This is a genomic window from Thermoactinomyces sp. CICC 10521, assembly GCF_016055135.1.
GTDB classification, from domain to species: Bacteria; Bacillota; Bacilli; order Thermoactinomycetales; family Thermoactinomycetaceae; genus Thermoactinomyces_A; species Thermoactinomyces_A daqus.
Genome location: NZ_JAECVZ010000002.1, coordinates 19,421 through 32,102 on the forward strand (window position 1 = coordinate 19,421; position 12,682 = coordinate 32,102).

At 51.9% G+C, this 12,682-nt stretch carries 16 protein-coding genes and 3 tRNA genes; 16 read left to right on the top strand and 3 right to left on the bottom strand.

Translation table 11 applies throughout. The features are described 5' to 3' along the window. The first annotated feature begins 8 nt into the window (after positions 1 to 8). From paaA to I8U17_RS02120, 16 genes are all read left to right on the top strand, one after another. A complete protein-coding gene (gene paaA / locus I8U17_RS02045) occupies positions 9 to 938 on the top strand; it encodes a 1,2-phenylacetyl-CoA epoxidase subunit PaaA (RefSeq protein ID WP_198058965.1) in 930 nt (309 codons plus the stop codon). A gap of 12 nt (positions 939 to 950) precedes the next feature. Further along, positions 951 to 1,331: a hypothetical protein gene (locus tag I8U17_RS02050; protein ID WP_052154153.1), complete on the top strand. Its 381-nt coding sequence runs from the start codon at positions 951 to 953 to the stop codon at positions 1,329 to 1,331. A gap of 6 nt (positions 1,332 to 1,337) precedes the next feature. Then, a complete protein-coding gene (gene paaC / locus I8U17_RS02055; RefSeq protein WP_198058966.1) occupies positions 1,338 to 2,132 on the top strand; it encodes a 1,2-phenylacetyl-CoA epoxidase subunit PaaC in 795 nt (264 codons plus the stop codon). A gap of 21 nt (positions 2,133 to 2,153) precedes the next feature. Next, positions 2,154 to 2,612 carry a 1,2-phenylacetyl-CoA epoxidase subunit PaaD gene (gene paaD, locus I8U17_RS02060; protein WP_198055496.1) on the top strand — a complete coding sequence of 153 codons (459 nt, stop codon included), beginning with the start codon at positions 2,154 to 2,156 and terminating at the stop codon, positions 2,610 to 2,612. Positions 2,613 to 2,626: 14 nt separating this feature from the next. Next, the gene (locus I8U17_RS02065) at positions 2,627 to 3,949 is read left to right on the top strand and encodes a phenylacetate--CoA ligase family protein (RefSeq protein WP_198058967.1); all 1,323 of its coding nucleotides are present in this window, start codon (positions 2,627 to 2,629) and stop codon (positions 3,947 to 3,949) included. Positions 3,950 to 3,989: 40 nt separating this feature from the next. Continuing rightward, positions 3,990 to 4,307 carry an EthD family reductase gene (locus I8U17_RS02070; RefSeq protein ID WP_033100853.1) on the top strand — a complete coding sequence of 106 codons (318 nt, stop codon included), beginning with the start codon at positions 3,990 to 3,992 and terminating at the stop codon, positions 4,305 to 4,307. After that, complete coding sequence (locus I8U17_RS02075) at positions 4,291 to 5,166, top strand: 3-hydroxyacyl-CoA dehydrogenase family protein (protein ID WP_232330853.1); 876 nt, start codon at positions 4,291 to 4,293, stop codon at positions 5,164 to 5,166. The genes I8U17_RS02070 and I8U17_RS02075 overlap by 17 nt, the downstream gene beginning before the upstream one ends. Further along, positions 5,156 to 5,893 carry a 3-hydroxyacyl-CoA dehydrogenase family protein gene (locus tag I8U17_RS02080; RefSeq protein WP_198058968.1) on the top strand — a complete coding sequence of 246 codons (738 nt, stop codon included), beginning with the start codon at positions 5,156 to 5,158 and terminating at the stop codon, positions 5,891 to 5,893. The genes I8U17_RS02075 and I8U17_RS02080 overlap by 11 nt, the downstream gene beginning before the upstream one ends. A gap of 3 nt (positions 5,894 to 5,896) precedes the next feature. Continuing rightward, complete coding sequence (locus tag I8U17_RS02085) at positions 5,897 to 7,105, top strand: thiolase family protein (RefSeq protein WP_198055493.1); 1,209 nt, start codon at positions 5,897 to 5,899, stop codon at positions 7,103 to 7,105. A gap of 21 nt (positions 7,106 to 7,126) precedes the next feature. Continuing rightward, a complete protein-coding gene (locus I8U17_RS02090; protein ID WP_198058969.1) occupies positions 7,127 to 8,626 on the top strand; it encodes an aldehyde dehydrogenase family protein in 1,500 nt (499 codons plus the stop codon). A gap of 10 nt (positions 8,627 to 8,636) precedes the next feature. Beyond that, positions 8,637 to 9,029 (top strand): thioesterase family protein, encoded by a 393-nt coding sequence (locus I8U17_RS02095; protein ID WP_033100858.1) that lies wholly within the window; start codon positions 8,637 to 8,639, stop codon positions 9,027 to 9,029. A 542-nt stretch (positions 9,030 to 9,571) separates the two neighbouring features. After that, positions 9,572 to 9,889, top strand: a complete 318-nt coding sequence (locus I8U17_RS02100) for a hypothetical protein (protein WP_033100859.1) — start codon at positions 9,572 to 9,574, stop codon at positions 9,887 to 9,889. Positions 9,890 to 9,910: 21 nt separating this feature from the next. Beyond that, positions 9,911 to 10,099: a hypothetical protein gene (locus I8U17_RS02105; RefSeq protein WP_033100860.1), complete on the top strand. Its 189-nt coding sequence runs from the start codon at positions 9,911 to 9,913 to the stop codon at positions 10,097 to 10,099. 361 nt (positions 10,100 to 10,460) lie between these two features. Next, positions 10,461 to 10,546 (top strand) — tRNA-Leu (locus tag I8U17_RS02110). Between the two features lie 120 nt (positions 10,547 to 10,666). After that, positions 10,667 to 10,743: transfer RNA gene (locus I8U17_RS02115), tRNA-Pro, on the top strand. Positions 10,744 to 10,780: 37 nt separating this feature from the next. Further along, positions 10,781 to 10,857, top strand: a tRNA-Pro gene (locus I8U17_RS02120). A gap of 218 nt (positions 10,858 to 11,075) precedes the next feature. On the opposite strand, the gene I8U17_RS02125 is transcribed toward I8U17_RS02120, so the two are convergent. The 3 genes from I8U17_RS02125 to I8U17_RS02135 all read right to left on the bottom strand — a co-directional run bounded on the left by I8U17_RS02125 (position 11,076) and on the right by I8U17_RS02135 (position 12,665). Next, a complete protein-coding gene (locus I8U17_RS02125) occupies positions 11,076 to 11,519 on the bottom strand; it encodes a multicopper oxidase domain-containing protein (protein ID WP_198058970.1) in 444 nt (147 codons plus the stop codon). Positions 11,520 to 11,615: 96 nt separating this feature from the next. Next, the gene (locus I8U17_RS02130) at positions 11,616 to 12,035 is read right to left on the bottom strand and encodes a multicopper oxidase domain-containing protein (protein WP_198058971.1); all 420 of its coding nucleotides are present in this window, start codon (positions 12,033 to 12,035) and stop codon (positions 11,616 to 11,618) included. A gap of 330 nt (positions 12,036 to 12,365) precedes the next feature. Beyond that, the gene (locus I8U17_RS02135) at positions 12,366 to 12,665 is read right to left on the bottom strand and encodes a metal-sulfur cluster assembly factor (protein ID WP_198055490.1); all 300 of its coding nucleotides are present in this window, start codon (positions 12,663 to 12,665) and stop codon (positions 12,366 to 12,368) included. Positions 12,666 to 12,682: the final 17 nt, after the last annotated feature.

The following is a 12,682-nucleotide window of genomic DNA, read 5'->3' on the forward strand; positions in this document are numbered from 1 at the left end:
GAAAAAGGATGGATCACCGGACCGAGGAGTTCGTGGAGCGCATCCGCCGCGGCGGGAAGGTGGAAGCGACCGACTGGATGCCGGATGAATACAGAAAGCTGTTGATCAAACTGATCCATATGCATGCGGTGAGCGAGATCATGGGGGCGTATCCGGAAAAGGAATGGGTGCCAAAAGCGCCGACGCTGCGGCGTAAACTGGCCATCATGGCCAAAGTCCAGGATGAAATGGGGCATGGCCAGTTGCTCCTGCGCGTGGTGGAAGATTTGGCTGCGCCCTTGGGCAAAACGCGTGAAGATCTCATAGCAGACATTTATACAGGGAAAGTGAAATTTCATAATGTTTTTCATATGGAAGCGCGTACCTGGGCGGATGCCGGGGTGATCGGGTGGCTTGTCGACGGAGCCGCGATCATCAACCAGGCGGCGTTGCTGGAAACTTCTTATGCGCCTTATGCCCGGGTGTTGAAGCGGATTTGTGCCGAGGAGAGCTTTCACATGCAGCACGGTGAAAATATTATTCTGGCATTGGCGATGGGAACGAAACAGCAACGGCAAATGCTACAAGAAGCACTCAATTACTGGTGGGAATCATTGCTCTTTTTCTTCGGGCCCAAAGAGGTGACCCCGGCAGCCGAACGCATGTTGTATTACCGGATACGCACGAAAACGAACGAGGAGCTTCGTCAGAAATTTTTGGACAAATACGTTCCGCGGATTCAATCGCTTGGCCTCACCATTCCCGATGAACAGCTCCACTATGATCGTGAACGGAAGGCATGGGTTTACTCTGAACCGGATTGGGACAAGTTCGGCCGGATTGTCCGGGAGAACCGGGGGCCGAAATCCAGGGAAAGAATGGAGCTGAGGCGATCCGCACACGAGGAACAGCGCTGGGTGAGAGAAGCGATGGCCAGATCCCATTTGCCGGCGGGATAAGGAGGGCAGATAATGACTGAAAAAACTTGGCAGTATGAAGAGTATGAAGTTTTTCTCCGGCGTTCGCATCAAGAACCTCAAGTCCATGTGGGAAGTTTGCTGGCTCCTTCGCCCGATGTTGCACTGATTCTGGCGCGCGAGAATTTTATGCGCCGGGATCCGGCGGTCAGCATCTGGGTGGTTCCAAGTAAACAAGTGACCGAAGCGACCGGTGAGTCCGGTTTTTTGAGCAGGGAAATGGATCGCAAATATCGCGAGGTCGCCGGTTATACAGAGAATGGCCGCTTGTGGCGGATGTTCAAAGAGAAGGCGATTACCCTGGAAGAGATCGTGGCTTATGTCGAAGGGAGAAACCAGGAAAGTAAACGGGAAAGAAGGGCAGAACGGGGGTGAAAGCGGATGAAAATGGAACAGGACACAAGGATAACGGACGGGCAAAAGTTTGAAACGGCCCTGAAATACTGGCTCGCCTGTCTGGCAGATGATGAATTGACGCTCGGGCATCGTGATTCCGAATGGCTTGGGCTTTGCCCGGATATTGAAGGGGATGTGGCGTTCAGTTCGATTGCTCAGGATGAAGTGGGACATGCCGTCTTTTATTTTGACCTGCTTCATCAACTGGGGGAGGGGGATCCCGACCGGCTGGCGTTCAGCCGCGATCAGCACTTGCGCCGTAACGCGATTCTCCTGGAGCGGCCGAACGGGGATTGGGCTTACTCGATTCTGCGTCACTATTTTTATGACCTGTTTGATGATCTGAGGCTGCAGTCGATGGAAAGTTCCAGCTATGCTCCCCTCAGGCAGGGCACACAAAAAATCCGGCGGGAAGAGTACTATCATTTGTTGCATATGAAGACGTTGTTTTCCCGCTTGGGAAGTGCCGGCGGACAAGCAAGGGAGAGGATGGAAGAGGCGCTGCTGAAAGTGTGGCCGGATCTTGGGGATTTATTCGATTTTGGCCCTTATGAAAAAGAATTGTTGGAATTTGGCATCATTTCTCTCTCCGGCAGTGAAGTTCGCCGCCGCTGGGAAGAGCAGGTACGTGATGCGCTCTTATCAATCGGATTCGAATGGCCGGGAGAAATCCCCTCTTCCTCCAGAAGCGGCCGAAGGGGTGAACACAGTTCCGACCTGCCGCCCCTGCTGGACACGCTCTGTGAAGTGTATGCCATCGACTCCAACGCGAGATGGTGAGGCTGCAAGGGAGGGGAGAGCGTGACGGAGACGGAAGTTTGGGATGCGCTGAAAGAAGTGACGGATCCGGAGATTCCGACGGTGAGCGTTGTCGATATGGGGATGGTTAACCGGGTGAAGGTAAGCGATGGGACCGTCGAGGTGGAAATGCTGCCGACCTTTGTCGGATGCCCGGCGCTTGATCTCATTCGCAAGCAGGTGGAACAGCGGCTCTTGAAAGGCGGAATAGTGCGCGAAGTGCAAGTGACGTTTCTCTTTGACCCGCCGTGGACGAGTGACCGGATTACGGATGAGGGAAAGCAGAAACTGAAGCAGTTCGGGATCGCCCCGCCTGTGGAAGGCCCTGCTGAGCCCCCGCCTTGCCCCTATTGTGGACAGGCCGGTGCCGACGTGATCAATCTGTTCGGACCTACCGCCTGCCGTGCCATCTATTATTGCAAACGCTGTCATCAGCCGTTTGAAGGGATGAAAAAGGTGTGACGGGGGTGAGGGAGATGTTTCAATCCGAATTTGAGGCAATGGAGCGGACCGAACTGGAGCGGTTACAGGAGAAGCGTTTGCGTGAGATCGTGACCAGGGTTTATCATCATGTGCCGTTTTACCGGAAGCAGCTGGATGAGCGCAAACTTTCACCTGATTGTTTTCGCGGGCTGGACGATTTGCCCCGGTTGCCGTTTACCACCAAAAAGGATTTGCGTGACCATTACCCGGCGGGTTTATTCGCGGTCGGAATGGAGGAAGTGAAACGGCTCCACGCTTCATCCGGGACAAAGGGAAAACCGACGGTTGTCGGGTATACGAGGCGAGATCTGCAAAGTTGGGCCGATGTCTGTGCCAGGGCGATCGTCGCTGCCGGCGGGAAAGAGGGAGACATTTTTCATAATGCGTATGGCTACGGATTGTTTACGGGAGGACTGGGGCTGCATCAAGGTGCGGAACGACTGGGGCAAACCGTGATCCCGGCTTCGGGCGGCAATCGCCTGCGGCAGTTAAGCATGATTTGCGACCTCAAACCCCGGGGAATTGCGGGCACTCCTTCTTTCATCCTCAGTCTGGGCGAGACATTGGCGGAAATGGGAGAAGATCCCCGGGAAACTTCGCTCGAATACGGAATTTTCGGAGCGGAGCCGTGGTCGGAGGCGATGCGTGAAAAACTGGAAGACTTATGGGGCATTCATGCCGTCGATATTTACGGCCTGTCCGAACTGACCGGCCCGGGAGTGGCGATTGAATGCTGGCAAGCAAAAGATGGTTTGCATATCGCCGAAGATCATTTTCTGGTGGAGGTGATTGATCCGGAAACGGGAGAGAGAAAGCCGGACGGGGAGATCGGCGAGCTGGTGTTCACCAGCCTGACCAAGGAAGCGATTCCGCTTCTGCGCTACCGTACCGGGGATTTGGCGGCAGTCGTGCGGGAACCGTGCCGCTGCGGCCGGACCCATGCGCGGATGTCCCGGGTAAAAGGGCGCATTGACGATATGCTGATTATCCGCGGAGTCAATGTTTATCCGATGGAAATTGAACCCGTGCTCATGAGGAAGTCCCACCTTGCCCCGCATTATCAATTGATCATTGAAAAGAGAGGAAGGCTGGACGAGCTGACTGTTGAGGTGGAAGTGACGGAAGCTGTGTGGCAGCAGCTTGGACGAAATGCCGCTCACGAAAAATTAAAAGCGCTGACAAAAGAGCTTGCGTCCGAGATCAAGGATCTGCTGGGGCTTAGTATACTCGTAAAAATCCATGCGCCAAAATCCATTCCGCGCAGCGAAGGAAAAGCGGTTCGCATCATCGACCGCCGCATGACAGCCGGTTCATGAGCACATTGCATTACGCAAAAATAATGGGAGGATGAGATCCATGGTGAAATTGGTTGCCTTGTACAAACAGCCGGAGGATAAACAAGCGTTTGATGACCACTATTTCAATATCCATCTTCCGCTTGCGGGCAAAATGCCGGGGCTGAAAAAAGTGACGGTTACCCGTTTCAGTGAGACCCCGATGGGAACGGAGGCTCCTTTTTACCTCAAAGCGGAAATGTTTTTTGACGATAAGGAAACCCTGATGCGGGCGATGGGATCGCCGGAAGGAAAAGCGGCCGCCAAAGATGTGATGTCGTTTGCCGGCAAATTGGTCACGATGATGATCGGTGAAGAGCTGGATGGCAATGAAAAGTGAAGGTCTGCGGATTCAGCGGCCGGCCGTGATCGGGGCCGGGACGATGGGAATGGGGATTGTCGAAGTTCTGGCCGGAAACGGATTTTCGGTTCAGGTGGTGGAACTGTCGCAAGACCTCTTTAATGATGCCCTGCAAAAGATGGACAAGCGCTTGCTCCGACGAGTGGAGAAGGGGAAGATGGCCGCGCGTGAGCGGGAGGAGATCCTCGGGCGGATTCGTTATGTACCGGCCATCAACAATCTGGATCAGGTGGATCTCGTGATTGAGGCCGTTGTCGAAAATCTCGCGGTGAAGCAGGAGGTCTTCAAGGATCTGGATGCATGCACCTCCCCGGATACGATTCTGGCCTCCAATACTTCTTCTCTGTCGATTACGGGAATTGCCGCCAAAACGACCCGGCCGGAGCGGGTGCTCGGTCTTCATTTCTTCAATCCCGTGCCGCGGATGGCCTTGGTGGAAGTGGTCGCCGGCATGGCCACATCGCCCGCGTTGGTGGAAGCCGTGAGCGAATGGATCAGGACGCTGGGAAAAGAACCGGTCAAAGTGAAGGATGTGCCGGGATTTCTGGTCAATCGCGTGGCCCGGCCGTTTCATACGGAAGCGTACCGGATCGTGCAGGAAGGAACGGCCGGTAAAGCGCAGGTGGATCGCATCATCCGTTCGGCCGGATTTAAAATGGGCCCGTTTGAGCTTCAGGATTTGATCGGCATCGACATCAATTATGCCGCTTCCGTTTCCGTTTACGAAGGATATTTTCACGATCCCCGCTTCCGCCCGCATTTTGTCCAGCAGCGAATGGTGGAGAGCGGAGCGCTGGGGCGCAAAACCGGAAAGGGGCACTATTCGTATGAGTCGTAATATAGCGGTCTTGGGAAAAGGAAGCTTGTTCACCGCGGTTTGCCGTTTTTTGCGGGAACGCGGCTTTGCGCCTCTGACGCTGGAACAACTGGCGGATCACGATGTTTGTGCGGTTGTGGATGTGAACCCGGGAGTGGACGGGCAAAAGAGGCAGCAGTTGCAGCTGGCCGAAGCGCGGATTTCGCCGCAAACGCCGATCTACACCTCGACGCTCCACCGAACGGCGACCGAAATCGCTTCCTGGCTGTCCGTGCCGGAACGGGTCGTCGGCTTCTCACCTCTCGGACTGGAGCAGTTTCCCGTGCTGGAAGTCGCCTGCCCTCTGCAAGCGGAAGAGGTAAAAGGTTGGGATCAACATCTTCGGCTGGCGGAGTCCTGGGGCAAACAGGTGGAGCGGGTCGGTGATCAACCCGGCCTGGTCTTCCCGCGGATTCTTTCGCTCCTGGTTAATGAAGCTGCTTTTGCCTTGAGTGAAGGGATTTCCAGCAAAGAAGAGATCGATACGGCCATGAAAAAGGGAACCAACCTTCCTTTTGGCCCTTTGGAATGGGCGGATCGGGTCGGAATTGAGCAAATTGCCGCCGTGTTGGAGGGAATGCAGCGCGAATGGGGCGACGATCGCTACCGTCCTGCACCGTTGCTGAAGAAGATGATCTATGCTGGTTATGTGGGGATTGCGGCAGGAAGAGGTTTTTATCACTATCAGGATGCCAAGCTGGGAGGGTGAACGATGCGCGAAGTGGTGATTGTCGATGCCGTCCGCACGCCGATCGGCCGTTATCTCGGAAGTTTGAGCAGAACGCGTGCGGATGATCTGGCCGCCCATGTCATCAAGGCGCTGCTTGATCGCAATCCTGGTTTGCCCCCTTCACTGGTCGAAGATGTTCTGCTCGGATGTGCCAACCAGGCGGGAGAAGATAATCGAAATGTGGCGCGCATGGCTGCATTGCTTGCCGGTTTGCCGCTGGAGGCCGGCGGGGTCACCGTCAACCGTTTGTGCGGTTCCGGTCTGGAGGCGGTCAATCAGGCCGTGGCTGCGATCGCTTTTGGAGCCGGCGATGCCATGATTGCCGGCGGCGTGGAAAATATGAGCCGCGCCCCGTTGGTGATGCTGAAGCCGGAGACGGGGTTGGCCCGCGGGAATCAGACGCTGGTCGATACAACCCTCGGCTGGCGCTTTGTCAACCCGAAACTGGCGGCGATGTACGATCCGGTCAGCATGGGTGAGACAGCCGAAAATGTTGCTGAAAAATACGGGATCTCGCGGGAAGAACAAGACCGGTTTGCGCTCGGCAGCCAGCAAAAAGCCCGTGCGGCATGGGAAGAGGGCAAATTTGCCGATGAAATCGTCGCGATTGAGGTAACCGAACCGGGAGGGGCAACCGTCGCATTTGCGCGGGATGAGCATCCCCGGCCGCAAACGACATTGGAAAAATTATCGCAGTTACGCCCCGCTTTTCGCCAGGGGGGAACCGTGACGGCCGGAAATGCTTCCGGGATCAATGACGGTGCTTCCGCGCTTCTTTTAATGGCCCGGGACGTGGCGGAAAGGCTCGGTCTGAAACCGATGGCAAAGGTTGTCGCGTTTGCCGTCGAGGGAACCAATCCGCTTTATATGGGCATAGGCCCGGTCGGAGCCACCCGCAAAGTGCTGAAACGGGCGGGGATCAGCGTGTCCGATCTCGATTTGGTCGAGTTAAACGAAGCATTTGCCGCACAGTCCTTGGCTTGCATTTCCGAGTTGGGTCTTGATCCGGACAGGGTGAATGTAAACGGTGGAGCAATTGCCTTGGGCCACCCGCTCGGAGCCAGCGGTGCACGTATTTTGACGACGCTGGTGCATGAATTGGAAAAGCGGCAGGGACGGTTTGGCCTGGCTACGATGTGCATTGGTGTCGGCCAGGGAATCGCCACCCTGATCGAACGGATTGACAGCTAAACCAAAAGGAGAGGATCAGGCATGTTAAAGGAAAAAGTAGCGCTTCTTAAGGAAAAATACGACCTGTTGATCGGCGGCGAACATGTGCCCAGTGAGTCGGGTGAATATTTTACCGTCTATAATCCCGCAAACGGAGAAGCGATTGCACAAGTGGCCAAAGCGACCCGCGCCGATGTGGACCGGGCGGTGCAATCCGCGCGCGATGCGCTTTCCAACAGCAAATGGGCACGCTGGCCCGCTTCCCGCCGCGGACAGATTTTAAACAAAATCGCGTCGATCATGCGGCAGCGCTTCAATGATTTGGTTGAACTCGAAGTGCTCAACAGCGGAAAAGCGTTGTCTGCCGCCAAAGGACAAGTGATGCAGGCCATTGAGGATTTTGAACTGTATGCCGGTGCGGTTACCACGATTCAGGGACATACAAAACCCGTTCCCAATGGTTTCTTTCACTATTCGGTGAAAGAGCCGGTCGGGGTTTGTGCGCAAATCGTTCCGTGGAACTATCCGCTTATGATGACGGCCTGGAAAGTGGCCCCGGCCCTGGCCGCAGGTTGTACCCTCATTTTGAAACCGGCCAGTTTAACCCCGCTCACTGCACTCGTACTCGCGGACATTTGCCATGAAGCGGGAGTTCCTGCCGGCGTGATCAATGTGATTACCGGGAGCGGCGCCGATGTCGGTTCCTACCTGGTCGAACACCCGGGAGTTGACAAAGTGGCCTTTACCGGGGAAACGACGACCGGGAAAGATATCATGGCCAAGGCTTCCGACACCTTGAAGCGCGTCACTCTGGAGCTCGGCGGGAAATCGCCGAATATCGTCTTTGCCGATGCTGATCTGGAAGCGGCGGTGAACGGCTCTGTCTACGGAATTTACTATAATACCGGCCAATCCTGCGAAGCTCGCTCCCGCCTGTTTGTTCACGAGGATATCTACGATGCCTTTATTGAGAAATTTGTGGAACAGACCAAAAAATTGAAATTGGGCGATCCGTTTAACGAAGAGACTCACGTCGGAGCAGTTATTTCCCAAGGGCAATGGGATACAATCGATTCATATGTCAAATTGGCGGAAAAAGAAGGCGCCCGGGTTCTCTATGGCGGCAAGCGTCCGGAAGGGGAGGAGTTTGCCAAAGGTTACTGGTATATGCCGACGGTGATCGTCGATGCAACCAATGACATGCGGGTGGCTCAAGAGGAGATTTTCGGTCCGGTTGTCGTTGTGATCAAGTTTAACGATGAAAAAGAAGTGGTAAAGCTGGCAAACGAAACGATGTACGGTCTCGCTGCGGCCGTATGGACCCGTGACTTCGGACGGGCGCATCGGGTTGCCTCCCAGCTGAAAGCCGGCGTGGTGATGATCAATAATCCGTTCTCCGCTTTCCCGGGCCTGCCGTTTGGCGGTTACAAACAATCCGGGTTCGGCCGCGAACTGGCCATCGAATCGCTGGAATTGTATATGGAGACGAAAAGTGTCCTCTCCTATGTAGGGCCAAAACCGCTCAATCCGTTCGGTGTGTAGGAGGAGCGAGATGAAAGCAGGACTGTCGCCGGGATACCAGGAAGAGATTACGATTACCGTAACCGAAGATATGGTCGCCTCCTTCGGGGGACAGATGGTTCATCCCGTGTTATCCACGGTATCGCTTGTCTATTATATGGAATGGGCGGGGCGAAAGGTGATCTTGCCTTTTTTGCAGGAGGGTGAAGAAGGAGTGGGAGCGTACATTGAGGTAAAACACCGCGCTCCGGCCCCGATTGGCAAGCAAGTCACCATTACTGCCACCGTGAAAGAAGTGACGGAACAAAAAGTGGTCTGTGATGTGATCGCCAGGCATGACCGCGCCGTTGTCGGGGAAAGTGAGTTTGTGCAAATCATCCTGCCGAAGGATAAACTGAAGGAAAATATTGAACGGATGAAATAAAAACCGGGGGAGTGATGGTTCCCCGGTTTTTTCATTGAGAATAAAAATAACCATTCAACCCCAAGAGGATGAATGGTTGATGAAGAGGTTTGCTTGTCTTCTTTATAAATTTGGCCGGCAAGCTTCTGCTTCGCCTCTGTGAACACCGGCGTTGCTGGAAAAAGAACCGGTGCCTCTAACTTAGAAACCAAATCCGCCGGCGACGAAGACGAAAATGGTCGCAATCACCAGCAGGAAGATTAACAGCCTTCTCCAGCCAAATCCAAAACCATAACCATAACTCATATTTCTCACCTCCAGAAACAAATTCAATATATCTTATTTCATGGGTGAAACAGTGGAAGTGCGTTCTCCTATTTTTTATTGAAATTGGACTAGTATCTTTTTCAGTTTTTTGGGTGCTTTTGAGGATGAAGAGAATGAGCAGACATCTCAAACAAGTGTTGCCGGCAATGGGAAAATTAAGGCAAATTGCCCAGTTGCGATTTGGATAAACGGTCATATTATAATCGTGTATCCCAGCTTAACAAGGAGTGAAGCGTATGGAACGAATGAAACCTCCGGTTTATCCAATGATGCCGATGCCGATGCCCCCGATGTATCCGATCTTTCACCATCCCAAACATCACAAAAAACATCACTATCCCAAACATCATCATAAAATGATAGATTATCATCATTTGCACGAAGCCTATCACCACAGCAAATGTGCCACGAAGCTCTTGAAACATATGCTCGGCCATCATCATCACCGCCATCACTATCATGACTGGTGTCACTGGGACAGCTCTTCCAGCAGTTCGCATTGGATGGACAGCAGCTCCTCCGGCAGTTCCCACTGGATGGACAGCTGCTCCTGAACGAAAGGAGGTTGAGAAAAAATGTATTATGGATATCCTTATTACTCCCCATACACGATTTCGACGGCTCGACGTGAACACAAGAATGAAGACATGTCACAGATGATCACAAGACATATGAGCATCGCGGAGGAGATTCAAAGAAGGATCAGCAGCATCGATGAGAGGTTTGGCCGAATCGAAAAAATGATTCAGGAACGCTTAAAGTGACCGGAGCGGGCCGAATCAACTTCTGATTAACCCCTCCTGATTAATTATCATCACATTGGTTGGTCCGTTATGAAGGCGGAACCGTGGCGGGTTCTGCAAAATGCCTGATTCCTGAAACCCGCCGTGCCAACTTGACATAAAACACCCTTACTTGGTGGTGGAAGCGATCGAAGTAAGGGTGTCATTTTTTGGATTTGATCGCAAAAGGGTTCGGCAAACACGGCGATGAGCGGGAAACCGGCTTTCAGCAGGTACCGGAGAAAGGTGTTTTTTTGCCGAATATTGCGAATCTCGATTTTCGGTTGACACGGCAGTGGATCCTTCGTATAATGTTTTTTGTCGATAAGAAATATGAGGATATGCCGAAGTGGCGGAATTGGCAGACGCGCACGACTCAAAATCGTGTTCCCAAAAGGAGTGTGGGTTCGAGTCCCACCTTCGGCACCAGTAAAACCAGGGAGAACGATCCCTGGTTTTTAATTTTCATAAAAATTTTCTTGTTGACAACACGATTTCTCCATGTTAAATTATATCTTGTTTCTGAAAATGATTGTTTTTGTATTTTGCCGGGACGTGGCTCAGCTTGGTAGAGCACCTGGTTTGGGACCAGGGGGTCGCAGGTTCAAATCCTGTCGTCCCGACCATTTTCAATTCACCTATTCGCTTTTTAAATCCATATAACGGGATGTGGCTCAGCTTGGTAGAGCACCTGGTTTGGGACCAGGGGGTCGCAGGTTCAAATCCTGTCATCCCGACCACATAGATAAATGAAGGAGACCCGGCTCGGAGGTCTCCCAAAGGTTGTTGGCAATCAAGGTCAACAACCTTTTTTTGTTTGGATCGCCTTTTCGGAATCATCAACGAAACCAGCTTCCATCCAATGATGGATTGGTGTGTCAGCCTGATCAGTAGCCAAAAGAGTTCCGGAAACATGGTGTTATGAACGTTGGGCTATGTCACAACGATGTGCTTCCGGTTATTCTGCATGGAGGATTATTTTGGCTCCTTTTTGCATGTCCATTAGTGAATGGGAAATGATGGGGTAATCTCCCTTTTCCTTGACAACAAATTCGACGATTGCGCTCCCACCGGGGGGAATGGTCACGGTTTGTTGCCCATGGAGCATGTCAGCGGGGTTTCCGTTTAGGTAGACACGGTCGAAGACTGCACCGATGACATGAAAAGCTGAAAAATGATTGGGACCGGCATTCACAATTTCCAAACGGATTCGTTCCCCGTTTCTGGCTGCAAGAGGTTTTTGCATGCTGAAATCTTTTCCGTTAAACACAACAGCTTGCGGAGTTCCGTTTTGCAGGGAATTAGAATTTGATTCATCATACCATTCGCTCTGTATCAAGGTGAACGTGCGATCCACTTGATTATCTGTCGGGTAACCGGATTTCGGTTTTACGATAATCATTCCAAACATCCCGTTTGCCACATGTTCCAACACCGGTTCAGTGTCACAGTGATACATGAAAATTCCGGGTGTATCCGTTGTATAGACAAATTCGCCTTACTTATTCGGCAGTACATTGGCAAAGTTTTTGGAAGGTGAGGCATTGACAGCATGAAAATCGACAGAATGAGGCATATTGGGGTCCAGGTTTTTAAATGATATGTGAAGTGTATCCCCCTGATTTACCTTTAAAATTGGGCCCGGAACCGTTCCGTTAAATGTCCAGGCCTGATGAATTATACCTGGGGCGATTTTCAGTTTTGTAACCTGAGCGGTCATTTGGATATACACATTATGGCCTTTTCGATGAATAACAGGTTTGATCGGATGTGAATATTTTTCTGTTTTTTTCGCGTATCTTATTGTCTGGTTCGAAGGATTAGTCGGCTCTTCGGTATTTAATGGGAAAAAATATAGTAATAAAAGTGTCAGGACTGTTGCCACAACACCTAATGCCAAAATATATTTTTTTCGCATCTTTATTCCCTTCTTCAAACTGGTTTATCTCATTCGTGTATGTGAAATGATGATCATATTGCTTTAACATCAATTGTTTATTATTAATACATACTATATTTTAAGGAGGTTGAAATCATCTTATTGTGATACAAATCACATACTGAGTCAGGAAAAGGCTCCAGCACCTCCAGCACCAAACGTCAGGGGTGGCAAGACTTTATCCAGACGGATGTTCTTTCTCTCCGCTGCGTTTGGTGCTTTTGCTTGGCACTGTTTTGAAGAGAGATTGGTTGCAACAACCGGTGGGTACAGGTGTACATGAAAAAGGTTCTGATTAATTTGTCACTTTTAAAATCCCAATGATTTTTTGGCTTCGGGTGAAATCTTTTCAGGAGTCCATGGTGGATCCCAAACAACTTCGACCTCAACGGATTGAATCGCCGGATGCAAACTCAATGCCGTTTTGACACCGTTCGAGAGCGTGTCATGAAGCGGGCAGCCAGGAGTAGTGAGGGTCATTTTGATAAACACCTGATTGTCCTTGATATCAACATCGTAGATTAATCCAAGGTCGACGACGTTAATCCCCAATTCCGGATCATACACATCTTTGAGCCGTTCAATAATCTCTTCTTTGGTTACATTCATTCTTGATACATCCCCAA

Excerpts from the sequence above, each read along its gene's own strand:
- paaA (WP_198058965.1), top strand. The coding sequence starts at position 9 with ATGGATCACCGGACCGAGGAGTTCGTGGAGCGCATCCGCCGCGGCGGG.
- I8U17_RS02050 (WP_052154153.1), top strand. The coding sequence starts at position 951 with ATGACTGAAAAAACTTGGCAGTATGAAGAGTATGAAGTTTTTCTCCGG.
- paaC (WP_198058966.1), top strand. The coding sequence starts at position 1,338 with ATGAAAATGGAACAGGACACAAGGATAACGGACGGGCAAAAGTTTGAA.
- I8U17_RS02065 (WP_198058967.1), top strand. The coding sequence starts at position 2,627 with ATGTTTCAATCCGAATTTGAGGCAATGGAGCGGACCGAACTGGAGCGG.
- I8U17_RS02070 (WP_033100853.1), top strand. The coding sequence starts at position 3,990 with ATGGTGAAATTGGTTGCCTTGTACAAACAGCCGGAGGATAAACAAGCG.
- I8U17_RS02075 (WP_232330853.1), top strand. The coding sequence starts at position 4,291 with ATGGCAATGAAAAGTGAAGGTCTGCGGATTCAGCGGCCGGCCGTGATC.
- I8U17_RS02080 (WP_198058968.1), top strand. The coding sequence starts at position 5,156 with ATGAGTCGTAATATAGCGGTCTTGGGAAAAGGAAGCTTGTTCACCGCG.
- I8U17_RS02085 (WP_198055493.1), top strand. The coding sequence starts at position 5,897 with ATGCGCGAAGTGGTGATTGTCGATGCCGTCCGCACGCCGATCGGCCGT.
- I8U17_RS02090 (WP_198058969.1), top strand. The coding sequence starts at position 7,127 with ATGTTAAAGGAAAAAGTAGCGCTTCTTAAGGAAAAATACGACCTGTTG.
- I8U17_RS02095 (WP_033100858.1), top strand. The coding sequence starts at position 8,637 with ATGAAAGCAGGACTGTCGCCGGGATACCAGGAAGAGATTACGATTACC.
- I8U17_RS02100 (WP_033100859.1), top strand. The coding sequence starts at position 9,572 with ATGGAACGAATGAAACCTCCGGTTTATCCAATGATGCCGATGCCGATG.
- I8U17_RS02105 (WP_033100860.1), top strand. The coding sequence starts at position 9,911 with ATGTATTATGGATATCCTTATTACTCCCCATACACGATTTCGACGGCT.
- I8U17_RS02125 (WP_198058970.1), bottom strand. The coding sequence starts at position 11,519 with ATGATTATCGTAAAACCGAAATCCGGTTACCCGACAGATAATCAAGTG.
- I8U17_RS02130 (WP_198058971.1), bottom strand. The coding sequence starts at position 12,035 with ATGCGAAAAAAATATATTTTGGCATTAGGTGTTGTGGCAACAGTCCTG.
- I8U17_RS02135 (WP_198055490.1), bottom strand. The coding sequence starts at position 12,665 with ATGAATGTAACCAAAGAAGAGATTATTGAACGGCTCAAAGATGTGTAT.